Here is a 19,069-nt window from a genome sequence, read left to right as displayed (position 1 = left end):
CCCTCCCTGCGTGGCGACGAGGCCGCCCGCGCGGGTTCCGGCGCCCGGCGGGCGTCTCGCCCGCGCGGTGATGCGGCTCCTGCTGCGCTGCCTGCCGCTGCTCTCGCTCTGGCCGTGCGCGCGGCCGGCGTCCGCGCTGGCCGCGGCGCCGGGCGCGTGGTCCGACGAGGAAGACGAGGCCGTCTTCGACGTCCCCGCGCCCCCGACGCTCCCCGGGCTCACGCTGCGCGATCCGACCTTCACCTTCGAGTACACGGCGGCCGTGATCGAGCCCGACGCGGCGAGCCGGGCGGGCGGCAAGCTCGCCTTCGCCTGGTACTCGCACGGCGAGATGGAGGTGCCGCTCGTCCCGCGCAAGTGGTTCGTCGGCGCGGTGCATGACAGCGCCGCGGCGAGCGTCCCGGGGGTCGAGCGGTCGATCCTGCTCGGGAGCCCCGAGCTGTACGGGCGCGGCGTCTGGTCGAGCGTGCGCGGGCTCGCCTCCGGCGGAGGCTTCGGCCTCGTGCTCCCCGTCCCGCGCGACGTCTCGCGCGACCAGGCCGAGGTGCTCCGGACGGCGCGCGTGGTGCGGCCGTGGGACGAGACGCGCTTCCGGGAGCTCACGCTCACGTTCCGCCCCTGGTTCGACATGCGGCACATCACCGGGCCGTTCATCTTCCAGCTCAGGCAGGGCCTCGACTGGTCGCTGGTCGTGCGCCGCCCGCGGTCCGGGGAGCGCCGCACCGACATCACGGCGCACACGGCGTTCTACTTCGGCTACCGGATCGCCAGGCCGGTCGGGGTGGGTCTGGAGCTGTGGGAGGTCTACCAGCTGACCCAGGACGTGCTGGACGACCGGCGCGCGACGTTCGCGGTCTCGCCGAGCGTCCGCTTCATCCTGTCGAACGTGCAGCCGGCGCTGAGCGTGCTCTTGCCGGTCACCACCCCGCTGCGCGGCGACGTCGCCTCGTATTACGCCGCGCGGTTCAGCGTCGGGTTCACCTTCCCGACAGGCGCTCCACGGGCGCCCCCGTGAGCGCGGCGGGCGCGCTCGCCGGGCGCGCTTCTGGCCGAAGGCGCCGAAGGCGCGGGATCGGCTTCGAGTGTGCGTGCATCCAGCGCGGGCGCTCGGTACCCTGGCCGCGTGGTCAACGCAGGATGGCTCCGGCGCGGTCTGGTTCTCGCGGCGCTACTCGGCCCGGCCGGCTGCTCGACCCAGCTCGTGAGCCTGAACGAGGGGCCCCGCGAGTACGTCGCGACGGACTACGAGAACGTGCTGCGCAGCTGGACGCGCACGGAGCACCTGTTCGCGCTCTCCGAGCTCGACAACTTCCTCACCGCCACCGCGACCTTCGAGTCGTGGGACTTCCGCTGGGCCTACGTGGTCCGCTACGCGCAGGACTACCGGCTCACGATCGAGCAGCGGCAGAAGCTGCTCGAGAAGACGCTCGAGGAGACGCGCCAGCGCCATCAGTTCTTCGTCGCGATCTTCGGGGGCGAGCGCAAGTACAACGACCTCTCGACGCCGAACAGCGCGTGGATCGTGCGGCTGATCGACGACACCGGGAACGAGACGGCGCCCGAGGAGATCGTCGCGATCGCCAAGCCGAACGCGCTCGAGCGGACCTACTTCCCGTACAACACGGTGTGGCGCCAGGCGTTCCGCATCCGCTTCCCGCGCGCGACCGCGGACGGGAAGCCGACGATCTCGCCGAGCGCGAGGTGGTTCGGGCTCCGCTTCGCCGGGGCGCAGGGCAACAGCGAGCTCGTCTGGCAGGTCAACGAGGAAGCGGAGCCCATCGATCCTGCCGAGCTGGAGCAGGGGGCCGCGCGGCCGCTGGGGCCGAAGAGCGGCCAGCTCTAGGCGGCCAGCTCTAGCTCCGCCCGCCGGGCATCCCGCCAGGGCTCGCTGACGCGCGGAGCCAGCCGAGCCCCGCGCGGCCTAGGCTCCGCGCGCGGCCTCAGCCGCGCTGAGCGTTCATCGAGACCGACTGCGCCAGGATGGAGAGCAGCTCGGGCGTGCTCTCGAACAGCTCGCGCAGCGTGGGGTGGTCGGCGAGGAGCACGAGCGCGCCGCCCCCGGCGGCGCGAGCGATCGACGGCGCCGGCTGGCCTCCGAGCAGCTCCGAGGCGAACAGGAGCTCGCCGGGCCTCGCGGTGCCTGCGATCTCCTGCGATCGCTCCGCGACCAGCTCCAGCGCGCCGGCGCCGATGATCACGAGCCCGGGGATGGGGTTGCCGGCGTGGACGAGGTGCTCGCCGGGCGCCAGGCCGCGCAGCCGGAGCCGACCGAGGACGCGGCGCAGCAGCGCATCTTCGAGCTCGCCCAGCGGCCCCATCGTGGCGCCTGCGAGCGACTGGATCCGGTCTGCGACGGTGCGCAGCTCGTCGAGCACCCAGGGGCAGCTGCGGAGCGCGTGATCGATGGTCGCCTGGTCCCAGATCGCCACCCGCGCGCCGTCCGCGCCGGCGACGACGCGCAGGGGGATGCCTTCCTCGAGCGTCCCTCGGGACGGCACGAGCGTCCGCGTCGCGGCGCGCTCGGCGGGGATATCGACGATGTTCGCGCACACGGCGGCGTCCCCGCGCAGGACCAGCGCCGCCCCATCGACGGTGAGCTCCTCGTCGGACGAGAGGTCTTCCACGCGCGCTGCGAGCGCGAGCTCGTCGTGCATCTCCTCGGGCAGGTCCGCGAACGCCTCGATCTGCTCCAGGTCGCGGCCGGTGAGGGCCGCGGCGTTGGCGGCTGGCGCGGCGCTGGCCGCGCCGGGCCGCGGCAGATCCGGCGCGATCTCCGGTGCGAGGTCGAGGGCCGCGAGCGCCTCCGTCTCCGGTGGCGCGCTGGGCGGCGCGTCGAGCGCCATCGCGGCGAGGTCGGCGCTCTCGCCTGCGGCCGACCGCCGCCCCTCGACCGCGGGCGCATCCACGCGCGGCGCCGCGGCGAGATCGGGGAGGGCCTCGACCGAGGCCGGCGCGCGGGCGTAGGTGGCGGACGCAGGCCGCGGCGCGGCGGCGGGCGCCTGGGCTGGGGGCTCCTCGACGAGCGCGAGGTCCGCGTCGTCGAGCAGCTCTTCCACGGGTTCCGGCGCGGGCTCGCCCGAGGCTTCATCGAGCGCGCGCGGGCGCGGCGCCTGGACCTCGGCGCCGTGGGGCGCGGGCTCGCCGCGGGACGGGGTGGCCGTCGTCTGCAGGTCGTCGTCCTGCTCCGCTGCCTGTGGCGAAGGCGGAGGGGTGGCGAGCCGGCTCGACATCGGCGCTTCGAGGTCGCTGTCAGAGAGCTCGATGACGATCGTCCCCTCGATCGTCGACTCCGCGGGCGACGCGTCTGCGCTCGCAGGGGGCTCGATGTTTGCGCCGTCGCTCGCGGAATTTGCGGCGCCCTTCGCGGGAACGTTGTCGGCCGAGGCCCCGAGGTGTCCTGGGGGTTCGTTTCCGGTGGGCGTCGCCGGGCGGGTGCGCGCCGCCGCAGGCGTCGGGGGCGCGGGAGGTCGCGCGGAGATCGGCTTCCGCTTGAGCGTCAGATCGAGCGGCGCTGCCGAGGTGATGACCTCGTCTTCCTCTTCGTCGCCCGGCTGTGGCGTCGAGGGATGCCTGCGGGCCACGAGGTACGTGTCGCCGTTCGACGTGATGATCTCCTGGGGAGGCCGCGGCGGCGCGGCTGGCTCCGCGTCCTCGGACCAGGGGTCGAGGATCGGCTCGCGCGGCCTGCGTTTGGAGCTGATCGCTCCCTGTGCGGGCGCGGCCGTGCCTGTGCGGGCCGGGGTGGGCGTCGGGGCCTCAGCCTCGACGACGATCTCGCCGATTTCGTCGCTGGGCGCGTGCTCGTCGGCGGGGGCTGGAGGGCTCGGGGCCTGGTGCGACGCCGATGTCTGGAGCGAAGCCGCTGCGGCCAGAGGTGCGGCGGATACCGGCAACGATGGCGCGGCGGGCTGCGCGGGCGGCGGCACGGACGCCGGCGATGGCGCGGCGGGCGGCGGGCCGGCGGGTGATGGCGTGGCGGACGCCGAGACAGACAGCGGTGGCGCAGCAGGCGATGGCGGCGGCGCGGCGAGCGGCGGCACGGCAGGTGATGGCGGTGGCGCGGCGGCCCCCGAGGGCGCATCGGGAGGCGCAGCAGGCGGCGCGACCGGCATCGACGAGGCCAGCGGCGGCGCCGCGGGCGGCGGCGCCGCGGGCGGCGGAAGCGCGCCGGGCGGCGGTGTCGCGGAGGTCAGCGTGGGCGGCGGCGGCGTCGGGGGGGGCAGAGCCTGCGGGTGTGGCGGCGTGCTGATCGGCGGTTGCGGCGGCGCGAAAGACGGCGGCGACACCGGCGGGGGGAGCACCTGCGGGTGTGCAAGCACGCCAGCTGACGGCGCAGCGGGTGTCGGCACGGCGGGCGGAGGCGGAGGTTGCGGGCGCGGAGGTTGAAAAGACGGCGGATGCGGTACTGCCGCAGGCTGCGGGCGCGGGGGCGCAAAAGGCGGCGGGTGCGACGCGGGTGGAGACCCGAACGTGGGCGGAGGCGGCGCGGGTGGAGGCCCGAAGGACGGCGGAGGCGGCGCTGGCGGAGGTCCGAACGACGGCGGGTGCGACGCAGGTGGAGGCCCGAACGACGGCGGGGGCGGCGCTGGCGGAAGTCCGAGGGACGCCGGATGCGGCGCTGGCGGAGGTCTGAACGACGGCGGGCGCGACGCGGGCGCGGCGCCTCCTATCGCCGGCGGCTGCGGCTCCGCGATGAGGCTCTGCAGCGGTGGAGCAGGTAGAGGTACCGCCGGAAGCGCCGACGGAGGTCGCGGTGCCGCGGGCGGTGGCTCGCTCATGGAGCGTGTGCCGGCGGGGCGCGGGGGCTGCAGGGGGCTCATCGCGGGGTCGGACCGGCCGCGCTCCGGCGATGGAGGTAGGGCAGCCTGCAGCTCCTGCGGCGTGGGCACGGAGGCAGGGCGAGGGGGGATCGATGACGGCCGCCGCGATGCTCCCCGCGGTACGGCCGGCGGCGGTATCGGGGCGGGCGGTCGCGCGCTCGGTGTCTTCGCCTGCGCTGTCACCAGAAGCGGGTCCGTGGTGAGCTGCTGCCGGAACGACGGAACCCCCGGCGCGGGAGGCAGCGGCGGAATGGCGTTCGCCATGGGGGCGGACAGCGCAGCCGCCGGCGGTGGCTGACTCCGGTACATCGCGCCGGCCTGGACGTTGGGCGCAGCCGTCGGCGGTGCGGAGGGCGCGGCCGACGGCGCCAGCGGTTGCGCGTGCGGTGGGTCGAGCCGCTGCGGGTACGCGGCGGGCGGCGGCTGCGAGCGCGACACGGGCGGAGCCGCCGGCGCGAAGGGCGGCGGCTGCGAGCGCGACACGGCAGGCGGAGCCGCCGGCGCGAAGGGCGGCGGCTGCGAGCGCGACACGGCAGGCGGAGCCGCCGGCGCGAAGGGCGGCGGCTGCGAGCGCGACACGGCAGGCGGAGCCGCCTGCGCGAAGGGCGGCGGCTGCGAGCGCGACACGGCAGGCGGAGCCGCCGGCGCGAAGGGCGGCGGCGGCTGAACGGGGGGCGGCGCAGCCTGCGGGAAGGCACCGCCGGGAGGCTGCTGCGTCGGCCGCTGCGCCATCGGCGGCGTGGGGGGCGACGTGCTGCCTTGCGCATGGCCGGGCGGCGCGGGGGAGAACGGCGCGATCGGTCGTGCTCCGGCGCCCTGCCCGCCCTCTGCGCCCGGGCTGAGCGGCGGCGACGGCCGGGACGATCCCGTCAGTCGCTCTGCTTCGGCCGCCAGCTCCGGCTGCGAGAGCGGTTCGAACATGTCGATCTCGATCGAGGGCATCGAGGCGCGCAGCTCCTGGGTGAGCGACATGCGGCGGCGCCAGGTCTGCTCGTCCGACGGCGGCGCCTCGTCAGAGGACGGGGGCGGCGCGTCGCCTTCGCTGTCGATGGTCTCCAGGAGATCGGGATCGCTCGGCTGCCCGACCTCCGAGGCCATGACCTCCTCGAGCGCCGTCACGCACAGCCCGAGCTCCGAGGCGCGGAACGGCTGCCCGGCCGCCCCGGCGGCGTCGGCCGCGCGTCGCAGCCACACGATAGCGTCGCGCCGCTCGCCGCGCGCCCACAGCGCGCTTGCCGTGGAGATCCCCCACACGACATCTTCATCGTCATTCGGGTGAGGTTCGGGGAGGGCGACCACGCGGTTCGCCATGAGCAACACCACCTATCACAGGCCCCACTGCGGCCGTTTACCCCATGGTACCGAGCGAGCCGACGTCCCGGATCGGGCGTCGCGCGAGCCCCGCGGCGCGGAAAGCCGCGCCACCCAGGAGCTTAGCCGCGCTCGCTACGGCACGTACAAATTACGGTACGGATGTCGCTTTTAGCGCTCGCCTCGCGATCGTTGCCCGTCAGCTGCCCGTCAGGTGCCCGTCAGAACCCGGTGCTGGCACACATTCGCGACGCGAACGCGGATCCAAGGCGACGCTCCGACGTGAATTCGACGTGGCCCGACGTATAAGGAGCGAACGCCGCGTGCGCCTGCAAAGCGCCCGGCCAGGGGGCCTGGCGGATCCTGGTTGAGAACGGGGCACGCGCGGGTGCGTCCGCGGCCCGTGCAATGACGCCGGGTCAGGTGGAGCGCCGTCCACCGATGCGCCGCGGCCGGCAGCCCAGGACCGCCGCGCGACGGCACATCTCCTCGACACCATCCCGCGATGCGGCCTCTCCGGGCATGCGTCTCGCGAGCCAGCCGATGAGCGTCAGCCCCGCTGCGCGGGCGTCTGCGGGCATCGTCCCGTCGTTCAGGAGGCTCGCGATCTGGGCGATCAGACGCGTGCGCGTTTCCTCGGGCGCCATCCTGGGTGCTCCATGAAGCATTCGAACGGGAAAGTCAAAAGAACCGCCATGCCGGCGCGCAGCCCCGTCGGCGGGCACCTCGACGCTGTGTGCTCCTCGACATCCCGTCTGTCCCGCTTGCCTGGGTCGGCGGCGTGCCAACACCCTCTGTGCAGTGGCGTCAAGATAAATCACATAGGGTCAAATCGGCGCGATCAGCACCTCGCGATCCTTGGCGCCGTTCGCGGGCCCGACGAGCCCACGCTTCTCCATCGCCTCGACCAGCTTGGCCGCGCGGTTGTAGCCGACGCCGAGCTTGCGCTGCAGCCACGAGGTCGAGCAGCGCCGGGTGTCGGCCACGATGCGAACCGCGGCGTCGTACATCGGATCGGCCTCCGCGTCGGACGTGTCGGGCTCCTCGCCCTCGTCGTCTCGGGGCCGGAGGATCGCCTCGTCGTAGACGGGCTCGCCCTGGAGCCGGAGGAAGTCGGTGATCTTCTGGACCTCCTCCTCCGAGCAGAACGGGCACTGGACGCGGCGCGTATCGTTCGAGCCGTTCATCTTGATCAGCATGTCGCCGCGGCCGAGCAGGTGCTCCGCGCCCTGCTCGTCGAGGATCGTCCGGCTATCCACCTTCTGGGCGACACGGAAGGCGATGCGCGTCGGGAAGTTCGCCTTGATCATGCCGGTGATCACGTCGACGCTCGGCCGCTGCGTCGCGAGGATCACGTGCATGCCGGCGGCGCGCGCCTTCTGCGCGAGGCGGGCCACGCTCGCCTCCACGTCCTTGCCTTGCTGCATCATGAGGTCGGCGAACTCGTCGACCACGATCACGATGAACGGGATCTTCTCCGGCAGCGCCGCGTCCGACCCGTCCTTCGCCGCGTCGATCTCCACCTCGAGCCCGTCGGCGCCGACGGCGCTCACCCTGGCCGGGGGCTTCGGCGGGCGCGCCTCGCCGCGCTGCACGCGCTCGACCCAGGCGTTGTAGGTCGTGATGTTCTTCGTCCCCGCGTTCGCGAAGAGCTGGTACCGGCGCTCCATCTCGTCGACGGCCCACTTGAGCGCGTTCGCCGCCTGCTTCATGTCCGTCACGACCGGCAGGAGCAGGTGCGGGATGCGGTCGAAGGGCGCGAGCTCGACGACCTTGGGATCGATCATCAGCAGCCTGAGCTCCTCCGGCGTCTTGCGGAAGAGCAGGCTCACCAGCATCACGTTGAGGCCCACGCTCTTGCCCGCGCCGGTCGCGCCCGCGACGATGACGTGCGGCATCGACGCGAGGTCGGCGAAGTACGGCGTCCCGATGATGTCGCGGCCGAGCACGCACGGAAGCGGCGCCTTCATCTCGATGAAGCGGCGATCCTCGACGAGCTCGCGCAGGTTGACGGGCAGGCGGTGCTCGTTCGGGATCTCGAAGCCGATCCGGTTCTTGCCGGGGATGGGGGCGACGATGCGGACCTTGCGCGAGAGGCCGAGCGCGAGGTCGTCCGCGAGGCCTGCGACCTTCGACACCTTGGTGCCGGCGGCGGGAGAGACCTCGAACGTCGTGACGGTCGGCCCCGGGTGGATCTCCTCGACCTTCCCGCTGACGCCGTAGTCGGCGAGCGTCTTCTCGAGGAGCTGCGCGGTCGCCTTCAGCTGATCCGCGTCGAGCTGCAGGCGCCCGCCCGCGGCCGCCTCGAGCATGTCCGTCAGCGGCAGGCGGAAGCCCGCTCCGGCCGCCGGGACAACCTTCACCACGGCCGGCTTCTCGCTGACGAGCTCGCGGCTCGTATCGACGATGGTCGGGTCGCGCGGCGCGACCCCGCGAGCCCGCTCCGGGCCGATGGCGGGCGAGGGCTCGCGGTGGGCCACCGCGGCGTCCGGCGCGCGCGCGGGCAGCTCGCGATGAGCCGCCGCGGCGTCCGGCGCGCGCGCGGGCAGCTCACGCGCGGGCAGCTCGCGCGCGGGCAGCTCACGCGCGGGCAGCTCGCGCGCGGGCAGCTCACGCGCGGGCAGCTCGCGCCGGTGGCGCACGGGCAGGATGGGCGACGGTGTCGGCACGTCGACCTCGTCCGGTTCTCCGAGAGCGGTCACCATCTCGTCGTCACCCGGGTCGAGCGCCGCGAGCACCACCGGCTCGTCCTCGTCGAGGTCGCCCTGCTCCTTGTCGAGGTCGCCCTGCTCCTCGTCGAGGTTGCCCTCCTCCTCGTCGATGTGCGCCTCGCCTCCGAACGGCGGCTCTTCGCTGTCCTCCTGGGCGGCGGCGCCGCGCGGCGCCGCGGGAGGCGCGGCGCGACGCCGTGCTGCTCGGCGCTGCGTTCCCTCGCGCGGCTCGGCAGCGCGCTGCGCCCGGCCGCGCGGCTCGGCGCCCTGCGACACCGCCTCGCGCGGCTCGTCGTCCCGCTGCGCTGCCTCGCTGGGCTCGGCGCCGCGGGTCACCACCTCGTGCGTCTCACCGCCGTGGATCACCAGCTCGTGCGGCTCGGCGCCGTGGGTCACCACCTCGTGCGCCTCTCCGCCGTGGATCTCCACCTCGCGCGGCTCGGCGTCGTGCGGCTCTGCCCCGCGCGGCTCTGCGCCCTGCTGCGCCGCTTCGCGCGGCTCCTTGGCCTGCGCCTTCCGCCCGCGCCGCGGCTTCGCCGGGGCGGCCGGCTCCTCGGGGGACGCGTCGAACGGCGCGCTCTTCCAGAGATCGAGCGCCGGCGCCTCGACGGGCGCCGGCTCGACGGGCGTTGCCCTGGCGGCGGGATCGGAGGGCCGCTCGTCGGTGTCGTCTGCCAGCGCGGCGATGATCGCGTCCGGACTCGAGTTGCGCGCGATGATCGGCGGCGCGTTCTGCGTCTTGGCCTCGGTCTGCCGCTCCAGGTCGCGCGCCGCGGCCCACGCCCCGAAGAGCGCGCGCGCCCAGCCGGCGACGCGCACGGCGATGGCGATCACGAGCTGCTCAGCCCGGTGCGCGAGCTCGATGAACGAGAACGTCGCGCGGCCCATCAGGATGAGCGCGACGATGGTGAGCCCGATGATGTAGGACCCGATGTTCGAGAAGAGCGCGCGCAGCACCTCCCCGAACAGCTCGCCCACGGCCCCGCCGAGCGGCATCGCGCCGAACGCGACCGCGCGCGGGAACGCGACGTGCGCGAGCGCCGCGAGCACGATGACCACCACGATGTCGCCGCTCAGCCGGAACAGGCTGGCGATCGAGCGCTTCGCCCCCAGGAGCGGCATCGCGAGCAGCGCGAGCTCGAGCGGGACGAACCACGCGATGACGCCGATCGCCTCGATCGACGTCCCCGCGAGCGCAGCGCCCACGGGCCCCACCCAGTCGTCGCCGGAGACCTCCGGCCGCAGCGGATCCCCGCGAAAGGACGCGAGCGCCAGCGCGCTGTACAGGGCGGAGACCAGCAGAACCAGCGCCGCCGCATCCCGGGTGTAGCCATGGCCCGGCGGCGCAGCAGGACCCGCGATCCCTGCTGGGCTGGTCCGCGCGGCGCCGCGCGCGCCGGACCGCAAGGGCTCGCCAAGGCCGGCGGCGGGCTGGGCACGGCGAGGAGCGAACAAGGGGACGTGCATACCTACCTGTACCTACTTTGCTCACATATGCGCACTTCGCTCCGGGGGCAAGAAGTATGGGAGGGCTGCAAGAAGTGGAAGAGACCGGAAGCGGCGGGACAGACAAGGAAGGGGCGAGGTGGGCGTGAGCGCCGCCAAGCGCCGCGTGTCTGAGCTCGCCGGGAGGGCGAAACGCAGCCGCTTCCGGGCAGCGTAGGCGAGGGGGAGGGAGCCGGGAGGGTGGGGATCGCCGGCCGACGGCGCGCTGGAGTTCTGGCCAGATTTCGCGCAGACTTTGAAAAGGCTCCTCTCTATCCCGGCCTTGAAATTCTTTCAAACAGAGCGCTGCGGGCGGTACCATCCCGACCCTCCTGGGACGTGCATGGAAACTGTCGAACGAGCAGGGCGGCGCGTCGGCGCTGCGGGCCTTCTTTTGCTGTGCCTCGCGACCGCGGGCGCAGGGCTCGCGACGAGCGGGTGCCGCGTCAACGAGAACGACATCCACCGGTGGGAGACCACGGCGCACGGCCCGGACAAGCTCAGGGCGGTGCTGTTTCACGATAAGTACGACAGCTCGCTCCGCGTCGAGGCGGCCACCTCGCTCATCCGCATGAAGCCGCGGCAGGGCCGGCGCGTGGGCATCGGCATCATGGTCGAGACCCTCGCGACCATGGCGCCGGAGGCCCGGCAATCGATCGTGGCGGCGCTCGTGCCGTCGATCATCGCCGAGCTGAGGAAGCCGCCGCCCGTCGCGCAGCCAGGGCAGCCGCTCCCGCAGGACACGTCGTTCCCTTACAAGGACGCGGCGTACGCCATGCTCACGTCGGATCGGACCGTGATCATCGCGGACGAGGGGCTGAAGGAGGGGCTCAAGGCCGCCCTTATCGACTGGGCGATGGCGGACTTCGAGCACCGGCTCGAGGACCGCTCGCAGGCCTACGGGATGGAGCAGCTCCTGCGCTTCATCGGCCCCGCCGCGGTGGCCGGCCTGCCGAAGCTGATGACCCGCGAGGCGAAGCGGCTCGACCAGCTGGCGTCGCTCGTGGCCGAGTACGGCGACCCGCCGACGAAGGAGGCCGCCTCGGCGAACCTGGTCGCCATCGCCAGGTTCGTCACCTCCGGCGAGTGGACCGCCGTCAAGAAGCCCGAGCTCCAGGCGGCGAACGCCGCGTCGAAGCTCGCGCCGACCGAGAAGCAGTTCGAGGCGCAGCTCGCGCAGTACCAGGAGGAGGAGCTGTTCCGGGTCTTCGGGTCGATGAAGAAGCTCGGCGGCCGGCCGTCGGTGGACTTCCTCCTCGGGTTCGCGGCGAACAAGGAGCAGCCGGAGAAGCGCCGCCAGGCCGCCCTCGCCGCGCTCGAAGGCCGGCTCGATCGCAACAACCCGAGCGACATCCAGCGCATCCTCGAGATCGCGACCGCGGACGCGCCCGACGCGGTGCTCGACCAGGCCTTCCGCCGCGTCGGCGAGATGCCGCGCGAGCTCGTCGTCGAGAAGCTCTACGGCCTCTTCAAGACCGACAAGTGGAAGATCCGCCGCGCCGCCGCCGCGACCATCCTGAAGATGTCGACGGCGAAGCACATCGACGAGTTCATGAGCAGGCTCCCCGACGGCAAGGACAGCAAGGGGTTCGCCATGCCGGAGGCGCTCACGTACGGCGCCGCGCTCGGCGACCTGAAGGAGGGCTCGCCCGTCGAGGCGCTGAAGAAGCACTTCACCGCGGGTCCGGCGGCGGTGCGGACGAGCGCGATCGCCTACTACTTCACGTTCGGCACGGCGGCCGATCTCCCGGCGGTCAAGCCGCTCGAGGGCGACACCACGCGCGTGCCGGTCTGCGAGGCCGACCCGGACTGCAAGTGGGCGTGCGAGGTGCAGAAAGAGGGATCGACCGAGCGCGAGCTCAGGGACGTGAAGACCGTCGGCGAGTTCGTTCAGTACTGCATCGAGCCGGCCATGCAGGACAGGAAGCCGGAGCTCGAGAAGGGCGAGAAGAAGTGACGCGCTTCTTCGTCCGCCGCGCGCGTCACGCGCGGCCCAGAGCCGTCAGCTGCTTGCAGGGAAGAGGCCGGGAGGAGGCTTCCCAGCGCAATTCATCCTCCATTATCGTTGGGTAGAGATGAGCGCGGATCCGAACAAGAAAAGCGCACGGACGTTCCAGTGTCGCGATGTCCTTTGGGAGACGTTCGAGCAGATGGCGCGCGAGCTCGAGTGCTCCATCGACTACCTCATCAACGAGTCGATGAAGCAGTACGCGCGGCAGCGAAGCTACAGCCCGCGCACGCCGTTTCCGCCGCCCGCCAGGGGCGACGCGGTGCCCCCCTCCGGGCACATGGCGGTCCCGCACGCTCATCAGGCCAGCGCGCCACCTCCCCTCGCGACGCCCCAGCCGCCAGGGCTGGCGACGTCCGGCTCGGCGCCGCCCCTGGGAGGCTTGCAGCAGCAGCCGGCAGCCGGGATGCCCTACGGCGCCTCGGCGCCTGCGTATGGCGCGCCGTCGCCGCAGTACGGCGTGGCGCCCGTCGGGCCAGGGCCGACGCCAGTCCCGGCGATCACGCCGCCTCCTCCGCCTCCGGGGCAGGTCCGTCCGGGCGCGCCGCCGCCGCCGCCGCCGCCCCCCGGCAGCAGCAACGCGGGCGGCAAGCGGCCCAGCCTGCCCGTGCCGCCGCCCGTCCCGGGTCGCGTCGGCGGCCCGCCGCCTCCGCCGACCAGCGTGACGCGCCTCGGCGCGCCGCCGCCGCTCCCGTCGCAGGCCACGAACCCCGGCGGGCGCCAGAGCCTCCCGGGCGCCTCGGTGAGCCGCTCGGGGCCGCCGCCGCCGCTGAGCAACGCCGCCGGTTACGCCTCGCCGATGGGACCGCCGGTGGCGCCGCCCCTCGCGCCTCCGCTGTCGCCGCCGCCGTATGTCGCTCCGCCGCAGGCCTCCAGCAGCGTGCCGGGTCCGCCGCCGATGGCCATGGGGATGCCGAATCAGGTCCCCGTCGGCCCGACGCTCGCCGCGTTCTACGCGGGGCAGCGGTTCGTGGTGAACAAGGATCGGTTCATCATCGGGCGCGGCAAGCAGTCGAGCGACCTGACGATCAAGGACCCGAACGTGTCGCGCCAGCACGCCATGGTCGAGTTCCTGAACGGCCAGTACTACATGGTCGACATGGGCTCGACGAACGGCGTCGAGTACAACGGCCAGCGCATCGCCCGGAAGGCCATCGTCGAGGGCGATCTCTTCCGGATCTGCGATCACGAAGTGCGCTTCTCCTACCGCTGAACCCGCCGACCGCGGGCGCGCAGGCGGGAGTTTGGCTGGAGCGCAGGCGAGGGCTTAGGATCTCGCCGCAGGATGACGAAGCGTGGAGGCGCCGAGGCCGGCTCGCAGGAACGGCGGCGCGGCGCGCTGCGACGAGCGCGCCGCGGCGCGCTGCGCGGCGGCGCCGCGGCGGTCGGCCTAGGCGTGGCGATCTGGGGCGGAGCGGTCCTCGCTTCGCAGCTGCCGCCGTGGGTCTCCGCGGGCGACACGCCGCTGCCGGCGTGGGTCAGGAGCGCGCGCGTGCTCAAGCGCGACCAGCCGCTGTTCGACGCCCCCGGCGAGGGCGCGCGCCGGCGCGGCTCTGTCGATCGCAACGTGCAGCTGCCCCTCTTTGCGGCCAGGCGCGCCGGCGGATGCCTCGGGCGCTGGCTCGAGGTGGGCGCAGCGGCCTGGGTCTGCGACGACGCCGTCGAGCTCTCCGCCGCGGGTCCGATCAGCCCGCTGGTGCGGACGTGGCGCGAGATGCCCGATGGGCTCCCTTACCGCTACTACTTCGTCGGCCCCGACGGGGCCTTCGGCTATCGGCGGGCCGAGGCGGCCGACATCGACGCGCCGGACGCGCAGCTCGAGCCCGGCTTCGCGGTGGCGATCGTCGAGGAGCGGATCGAGGGCGGCGCCCGGTACGGCCGCACGAACAGCGGCTTCTGGTTGCCGATGCGAGATCTCGGTCCAGTGCGCGCGTTCGCGTTCCACGGGGTGGACGTCGCGCCGGGCGCCGCGCAGATCGCGACCGCGTGGGTCGTGTCGGAGCGGGCTCCGCTCTACACGCGGACGGGGGCGGGCTTCACGCGGACCGAGGAGAGCAAGGTGCGGTTCGAGGTGGTCCCCTACCTGGAGGAGGCGCAGGGCGCCTCGGGGAAGCTCGCGCGCATCGCGGAGGGCGACGTCGCGGCGTGGATCTCGACCCGCGATCTCCGGCGCCCCTCGGTGGCGCCGCCGCCCGAGGTCGACGTCGAGGCGGGTGAGCGCTGGATCGACGTCGAGCGCTCGACGCAGACGCTGGTGGCCTACGAAGGACCTCGCCCCGTGTTCGCGACGCTCGTCTCGACCGGCAAGGGCGCGCCCGGGTCGCAGCGCGCCACGCCCGCCGGCACCTTCCGGATCTGGGCCAAGCTGCTCACCTCGGACATGGACAACCTCGAGGACGAGGCCGCCGAGCGGTACTACCGGATGGAGGACGTCCCCTACGTCCAGTACTTCTCGAAGGGGATCGGGCTGCACGGCGCGTTCTGGCATCGCTCGTTCGGTCAGGTGCGGAGCCATGGCTGCGTGAACCTGGCTCCGCTCGATGCGCAGCGGCTGTTCTGGTGGACGTCGCCCCGGCTCCCCGCCGGCTGGACGGCCGTCCTCCCCACGGCGCACGAGCCGGGCACCGTCGTGCGCGTGAGGTAGCGGCAGGCGCGAGGCCCGTCAGGGTAGCGGGGAGGGGGCGGGAAGGAGCAGCGGAGCCGGGCCCGGTGGCGCGGCGAGCGCTGGCTCAGGGGGCGATCTTGCCCTGGAGGAAGAACGCGATGACCCAGGAGAGGAGCACGAGCGACTCGATGAGCGCCAGGCCGAGGATCATCGGGGTCTGGATCCGGGCAGCGGCGCCCGGGTTCCGGGAGATGCCCTCCAGGGCGGCGGCTGCCGCGCGCCCCTGGCCCATGGTGCCGCCGAGGGCAGCGATGCCGATCGCGAATCCGGCAGCGACGGCGAGCCACGAGTTCGCGTCGTACTTGTTCGACGCCGCGCCATCCTGCGCCAGCGCCATAGCGGGAACCAGTACCAGCGCAGTGCCGACAACGGCGGACAGCGACAGCTTGCTCTTCAGCGACATCCGAATCTGCTCCTTTCAAGCCACACAGCCCGCGGGGCTGCATGCGAAACATCTGCCTGGGTCGGGGGCCGCGGGGCGGTCCCCCATCGAGATCCGGGGATCGCTCCAGGGACCTCTGCTACTGCTCGGCAGGGGCCGCGCTTCCGCGATCCACCACCGTTGTGGGGCAACCCATCGACAGCGGGGCCCCTCTAATCCGATTTTCGAGGGCTGGCTAGCCTTCTCTTCACCTCCAGCGCCATTCTCCGCGGCGCCGGTGGGCGGCTGACCAGGCGGTCAGGCGAAGCGGTCAGTGGTGGTCTGCCTTCTCGGTCGCGAGCCCGATGTAGATGCAGCTCAGCAGGCAAAACACCAGCGTCTGCACGACGATGACGATGATCGCCAGGAACATCAGGGGCACCGGGACGAACAGCGCGACGAGCCCCAGGAAGATGCTCGCCACGAGGTGATCTACGCCGATGTTGAGCATGAGCCGGATCGAGAGCGTGACCGGGCGGACGCAGGTGGAGATGACCTCGATGGGGAAGATGAGCGGCGCCAGGTACCACTTCGGCCCGGCGAGGTGAGCGAGGTAGCTCCAGCCGTTCTCCTTCAGCCCGTAGTAATTGAACAGGACGAACACCACGACCGCGCACCCGATCGTGATGTTCAGGTTCGAGGTCGGCGGGTTCACTCCCGGGATGAGCGCCGACGCGTTCGAGAAGAAGATGAACGCGGCCGAGCCCCCGATGAGCGGGAAGTACCGCTTCGCGTTCGCGGGCCCCATTACGTCCCGGGCCATCCCGTAAAAGTAGCCGAAGAACGCCTCGAAGAACGTGCGCAGCGTGAGCTTGTCCTCCGGGATCACGGACTCGTTCAGGCGCCGGTACTGGCCGCGGACCTCGCTGGCGAGGAACACGAACAGCACCATGATCAGAAGGCTCATGAAGATCGGCTCGGTCCCGCGGTAGTCCACGGTGTGGTGACCGATGAACGTCTTGCCGATGTTGCGAGCGTTCTCCCGGAGTCCGGGGAGCTGCGCCAGGAGGTACGTGAGGAACCCTGTGTGCTCAGGCATGGCTTTCGTCGTCGATGCGCCGCGCCGGCAGCCGCGCGGCTGTGCCGGCACGGCCGCGAGCGCTGGCGCTCCTTGTGGGAGTTCGCCCTCGATCGAGGGGCCTCGCCTCTACCACAACTCGTTTACGGTGGGCACCCTGCAGCGCTCCAAGTCTCCTCACGCCGCGCGGGTCGCTCCCGGAGGCCGGTTCCGGCAGGAGCTCAGCCGTGAGCGCCCGGCGGGCTTCCGTCCGCCGGGGGCTTCGGTCCGAACAGCGTCCCCAGGGTGATGCCGACGACGAGCGAGGCGTAGCCGACCATCAAGGCGACGCCCGAGACCACGTCGCTCTTCAGGAGGAGCCACACGCCGCCCATCAGGCCGAGCAGCTTGATCATCGCGATCAGCGTCCACGACACCGTGTGGCCCCGGCGCGAGAGGAACGCGTCGACGATGCGCGCGAAGACGTACAGGTTCACCGTCGCGATGGCGCCTCCGATGCACACGCCGAGCGCCGCGCGCGCGCCGTACGCGAGCAGCGCGGCCACGGACAGGACCGCGGCCGTGCCGGCGACCCAGCGGAGCACAGACCGCATGGTGGCGTCCCCGACGCCGGGCCTCTCCTCCGCGTCGGGCTCCTCGTGCGGCGGATCGCTGCCGGGCGCCCCCGGCCTTCGCTCAGCGCTCATCGTTCCCCTTCGCGTCCTGCAGCCCGTCGGGATCGCGGACCTCGTCGCTCGAGTCTGTCCGGCGGTCGTCGTCCGGCGCGCGCTCGTCCTGCCGCGCCTTCCGGTCGTCGAACCTCGGCGCAGGGTTCCCCTGCTCGCGCTCCTCGCGCTCGGCCACGGCTTGCATTTCCTTCCACGCCCGGAAGACCGCCTTGCCGGCGGCGCCGACCCCGAAGAAGAACCAGAGCACCGAAAGGTACGGATCGGTCCCGAGCTTCCCGTCGAGCCAGCGGCCGATGAACAGGCCGACCAGGATGCACAGCACCACCTCGAGACCGACGGTCCCGTAGCTTCCGACGGCCTTCCAGTCCTGCTTCATCAGGGGATCCGATCACCGGGCAGTACGTGGGTGCCTCCGGTCGCGATTACAAGCGGTCCCGGACGGGGTCAACCGCCGTCCGGCGTCGCCGCTCGATCGGCACCCACCGCGCACCGCCTGTCGTCCTACCGTCGCGCGACCAGCGCCTCGAGCGAGGAACGCATCTCCCGCGCGGCCTTGCCGCGGTGGCTCACGAGGTTCTTCTCGGTCTCGCCGAGCTCGGCCATCGTCCGTCCGTAGCCCTCCACGACGAACAGCGGATCATATCCGAAGCCGCCCGCGCCCCTGGGCTGCCTGCCGATCCACCCCTCGCAGCGCCCTTCGGTCACGACGGGCTGCGCCTCGGACCGCGGATCGAGCAGCACCATCACGCAGCGGAAGCGCGCTCGGCGCCGGTCGTCCGCGACGTCCGCGAGCGCCGCGAGCAGGGCCTCGTTGTTCTCCGCGTCGGTCGCGCCCTCCCTCGCGAAGCGGGCGGACCGGACGCCCGGTCGTCCGTCGAGCGCGTCCACCTCGATCCCCGAGTCCTCGGCGAGCGTCACCATCGCCGACCGGAGCGCCCCGGCGCGCACCTTGAGGAGCGCGTTGTCCAGGAACGTCGCGCCGTCCTCGACCACCGGCGGCGCGGCCGGCAGCACATCCGCCAGCGAGAGCACCTCGATCGGGAGGTCGGAGAGCAGCGAGCGCAGCTCCACGAGCTTTCCTCGGTTGGAGGTCGCGGCGAGCAGGCGCAGCGGCTCTCGGCTCACGCGACCCTCCAGCGATCCGTCTGGAAGAGCGCGGAGAGGTCGACGCCGGCGCTCGACAGCGCCCGGTGCTGCGCGCTCGCGAGCGACGCCACGCCCGCGAGCGCGAGGTCGGTCATGCGATCGAGCTCCGCCCGGGGGATGGCCTCGTCCTCGGCCGTCGCCTGGACCTCGACGATCGAGCCGACCGCCGTCGCCACGACGTTCATGTCGACGCGCGCCGAGCTGTCCTCGGTGTAGACGAGGTCGAGCGCGAGCCCGCCCGGGAGGTGGCCCACGCTGATCGCCGCGACCTGATCGCGGAGCACCGGCGCCTCGAGCGATCCGGCCGCGCGCATCCGGTCGAGCGCCAGCGCGAGCGCCACGAAGCCGGCGGTGATCGACGCGGTCCTCGTGCCCCCGTCCGCCTCGAGGACGTCGCAGTCGATCGCGATCGTCTGCTCGCCGAGCTGCTTGAGATCGATCGCCGCCCGGAGCGCGCGGCCGATGAGCCGCTGGATCTCCTGCGTGCGCCCGCTCGGGGCCTTGCCCCGCCCGTCGCGCGGCTCCCTGCGGGCTGGGCTCGATCGCGGGTGCATCTGGTACTCGGCCGTGAGCCAGCCCGCGCCCTTGCCCATCATCCAGGCGGGCACGGTGGGCTCGACCGACGCCGTGCAGAGCACGACCGTCCTCCCGGCGCGGTAGAGGACGGATCCCTCTGCGTTGCGGTGGAACCCGAGGATCATCTCCACGGGGCGGTGGACATCGAGGGCGCGGCCGTCAGGGCGATTCACGGGGCCGCCTTAGCACACTTCGCGCGTCGCGCGGGCTCGCCTCGCGGCGGCGCGCGGCGGCCTCGCG

General features: G+C 72.9%; 17 protein-coding genes. 8 read left to right on the top strand and 9 right to left on the bottom strand.

The window, feature by feature from the left end; translation table 11 throughout:
• The first annotated feature begins 10 nt into the window (after positions 1 to 10).
• Positions 11 to 1,015, top strand: a complete 1,005-nt coding sequence (locus WMF12_RS41735) for a hypothetical protein (RefSeq protein WP_437854234.1) — start codon at positions 11 to 13, stop codon at positions 1,013 to 1,015.
• 108 nt (positions 1,016 to 1,123) lie between these two features.
• On the top strand, positions 1,124 to 1,843 hold the full coding sequence (locus WMF12_RS41730; protein ID WP_437854232.1) for a hypothetical protein: 720 nt from the start codon (positions 1,124 to 1,126) through the stop codon (positions 1,841 to 1,843).
• 97 nt (positions 1,844 to 1,940) lie between these two features.
• On the opposite strand, the gene WMF12_RS41725 is transcribed toward WMF12_RS41730, so the two are convergent.
• Positions 1,941 to 3,581, bottom strand: a complete 1,641-nt coding sequence (locus tag WMF12_RS41725; protein ID WP_437854230.1) for a cyclic nucleotide-binding domain-containing protein — start codon at positions 3,579 to 3,581, stop codon at positions 1,941 to 1,943.
• Between the two features lie 7 nt (positions 3,582 to 3,588).
• Between WMF12_RS41725 and WMF12_RS41720 the strand changes: the two genes are divergently transcribed.
• From WMF12_RS41720 to WMF12_RS41710, 3 genes are all read left to right on the top strand, one after another.
• Complete coding sequence (locus WMF12_RS41720; RefSeq protein ID WP_437854228.1) at positions 3,589 to 4,386, top strand: hypothetical protein; 798 nt, start codon at positions 3,589 to 3,591, stop codon at positions 4,384 to 4,386.
• A 759-nt stretch (positions 4,387 to 5,145) separates the two neighbouring features.
• The gene (locus WMF12_RS41715) at positions 5,146 to 5,487 is read left to right on the top strand and encodes a hypothetical protein (RefSeq protein WP_437854226.1); all 342 of its coding nucleotides are present in this window, start codon (positions 5,146 to 5,148) and stop codon (positions 5,485 to 5,487) included.
• A 252-nt stretch (positions 5,488 to 5,739) separates the two neighbouring features.
• Entirely contained in the window at positions 5,740 to 6,099 is a 360-nt protein-coding gene (locus WMF12_RS41710; RefSeq protein WP_437295800.1) for a hypothetical protein, read from the top strand.
• A gap of 451 nt (positions 6,100 to 6,550) precedes the next feature.
• On the opposite strand, the gene WMF12_RS41705 is transcribed toward WMF12_RS41710, so the two are convergent.
• Complete coding sequence (locus WMF12_RS41705) at positions 6,551 to 6,778, bottom strand: hypothetical protein (protein WP_162144043.1); 228 nt, start codon at positions 6,776 to 6,778, stop codon at positions 6,551 to 6,553.
• A 180-nt stretch (positions 6,779 to 6,958) separates the two neighbouring features.
• Complete coding sequence (locus WMF12_RS41700; protein WP_437854224.1) at positions 6,959 to 10,309, bottom strand: DNA translocase FtsK 4TM domain-containing protein; 3,351 nt, start codon at positions 10,307 to 10,309, stop codon at positions 6,959 to 6,961.
• Between the two features lie 361 nt (positions 10,310 to 10,670).
• On the opposite strand from WMF12_RS41700, the gene WMF12_RS41695 reads away from it, so the two are divergent.
• The 3 genes from WMF12_RS41695 to WMF12_RS41685 all read left to right on the top strand — a co-directional run bounded on the left by WMF12_RS41695 (position 10,671) and on the right by WMF12_RS41685 (position 14,979).
• The gene (locus WMF12_RS41695) at positions 10,671 to 12,284 is read left to right on the top strand and encodes a hypothetical protein (protein ID WP_437742290.1); all 1,614 of its coding nucleotides are present in this window, start codon (positions 10,671 to 10,673) and stop codon (positions 12,282 to 12,284) included.
• Between the two features lie 118 nt (positions 12,285 to 12,402).
• Positions 12,403 to 13,548, top strand: a complete 1,146-nt coding sequence (locus WMF12_RS41690) for an FHA domain-containing protein (RefSeq protein ID WP_437742289.1) — start codon at positions 12,403 to 12,405, stop codon at positions 13,546 to 13,548.
• A gap of 72 nt (positions 13,549 to 13,620) precedes the next feature.
• Positions 13,621 to 14,979 carry a L,D-transpeptidase gene (locus WMF12_RS41685; RefSeq protein WP_437854222.1) on the top strand — a complete coding sequence of 453 codons (1,359 nt, stop codon included), beginning with the start codon at positions 13,621 to 13,623 and terminating at the stop codon, positions 14,977 to 14,979.
• 85 nt (positions 14,980 to 15,064) lie between these two features.
• Here WMF12_RS41685 and WMF12_RS41680 read toward each other — a convergent pair whose 3' ends face one another.
• The 6 genes from WMF12_RS41680 to rph all read right to left on the bottom strand — a co-directional run bounded on the left by WMF12_RS41680 (position 15,065) and on the right by rph (position 19,002).
• Positions 15,065 to 15,403 (bottom strand): ATP synthase F0 subunit C, encoded by a 339-nt coding sequence (locus WMF12_RS41680; RefSeq protein ID WP_012240589.1) that lies wholly within the window; start codon positions 15,401 to 15,403, stop codon positions 15,065 to 15,067.
• A gap of 289 nt (positions 15,404 to 15,692) precedes the next feature.
• Positions 15,693 to 16,460 carry a F0F1 ATP synthase subunit A gene (gene atpB, locus WMF12_RS41675; protein WP_437854220.1) on the bottom strand — a complete coding sequence of 256 codons (768 nt, stop codon included), beginning with the start codon at positions 16,458 to 16,460 and terminating at the stop codon, positions 15,693 to 15,695.
• Positions 16,461 to 16,660: 200 nt separating this feature from the next.
• Positions 16,661 to 17,125 carry an ATP synthase subunit I gene (locus WMF12_RS41670; protein WP_437742286.1) on the bottom strand — a complete coding sequence of 155 codons (465 nt, stop codon included), beginning with the start codon at positions 17,123 to 17,125 and terminating at the stop codon, positions 16,661 to 16,663.
• Complete coding sequence (locus tag WMF12_RS41665; protein ID WP_437854218.1) at positions 17,115 to 17,483, bottom strand: AtpZ/AtpI family protein; 369 nt, start codon at positions 17,481 to 17,483, stop codon at positions 17,115 to 17,117. Before WMF12_RS41665 ends, WMF12_RS41670 begins: the two co-directional genes overlap by 11 nt.
• 125 nt (positions 17,484 to 17,608) lie before the next feature.
• Positions 17,609 to 18,232 (bottom strand): RdgB/HAM1 family non-canonical purine NTP pyrophosphatase, encoded by a 624-nt coding sequence (rdgB, locus tag WMF12_RS41660; protein WP_437854216.1) that lies wholly within the window; start codon positions 18,230 to 18,232, stop codon positions 17,609 to 17,611.
• A complete protein-coding gene (gene rph, locus WMF12_RS41655) occupies positions 18,229 to 19,002 on the bottom strand; it encodes a ribonuclease PH (protein ID WP_437527822.1) in 774 nt (257 codons plus the stop codon). The genes rdgB and rph overlap by 4 nt, the downstream gene beginning before the upstream one ends.
• Positions 19,003 to 19,069: the final 67 nt, after the last annotated feature.

The sequence above is a fragment of the Sorangium sp. So ce363 genome, from assembly GCF_051520435.1.
GTDB lineage: Bacteria > Myxococcota_A > Polyangia > Polyangiales > Polyangiaceae > Sorangium > Sorangium cellulosum_B.
Note: the sequence above shows the minus strand (reverse complement) of the source record. Positions and strands in the feature narration are given on the sequence as shown.

Coding starts and splice junctions, on each gene's coding strand:
- WMF12_RS41710 (WP_437295800.1), top strand. CDS start 5,740: ATGTCGATCTCGATCGAGGGCATCGAGGCGCGCAGCTCCTGGGTGAGC.
- WMF12_RS41705 (WP_162144043.1), bottom strand. CDS start 6,778: ATGGCGCCCGAGGAAACGCGCACGCGTCTGATCGCCCAGATCGCGAGC.
- WMF12_RS41700 (WP_437854224.1), bottom strand. CDS start 10,309: ATGCACGTCCCCTTGTTCGCTCCTCGCCGTGCCCAGCCCGCCGCCGGC.
- WMF12_RS41695 (WP_437742290.1), top strand. CDS start 10,671: ATGGAAACTGTCGAACGAGCAGGGCGGCGCGTCGGCGCTGCGGGCCTT.
- WMF12_RS41690 (WP_437742289.1), top strand. CDS start 12,403: ATGAGCGCGGATCCGAACAAGAAAAGCGCACGGACGTTCCAGTGTCGC.
- WMF12_RS41685 (WP_437854222.1), top strand. CDS start 13,621: ATGACGAAGCGTGGAGGCGCCGAGGCCGGCTCGCAGGAACGGCGGCGC.
- WMF12_RS41680 (WP_012240589.1), bottom strand. CDS start 15,403: ATGTCGCTGAAGAGCAAGCTGTCGCTGTCCGCCGTTGTCGGCACTGCG.
- atpB (WP_437854220.1), bottom strand. CDS start 16,460: ATGCCTGAGCACACAGGGTTCCTCACGTACCTCCTGGCGCAGCTCCCC.
- WMF12_RS41670 (WP_437742286.1), bottom strand. CDS start 17,125: ATGAGCGCTGAGCGAAGGCCGGGGGCGCCCGGCAGCGATCCGCCGCAC.
- WMF12_RS41665 (WP_437854218.1), bottom strand. CDS start 17,483: ATGAAGCAGGACTGGAAGGCCGTCGGAAGCTACGGGACCGTCGGTCTC.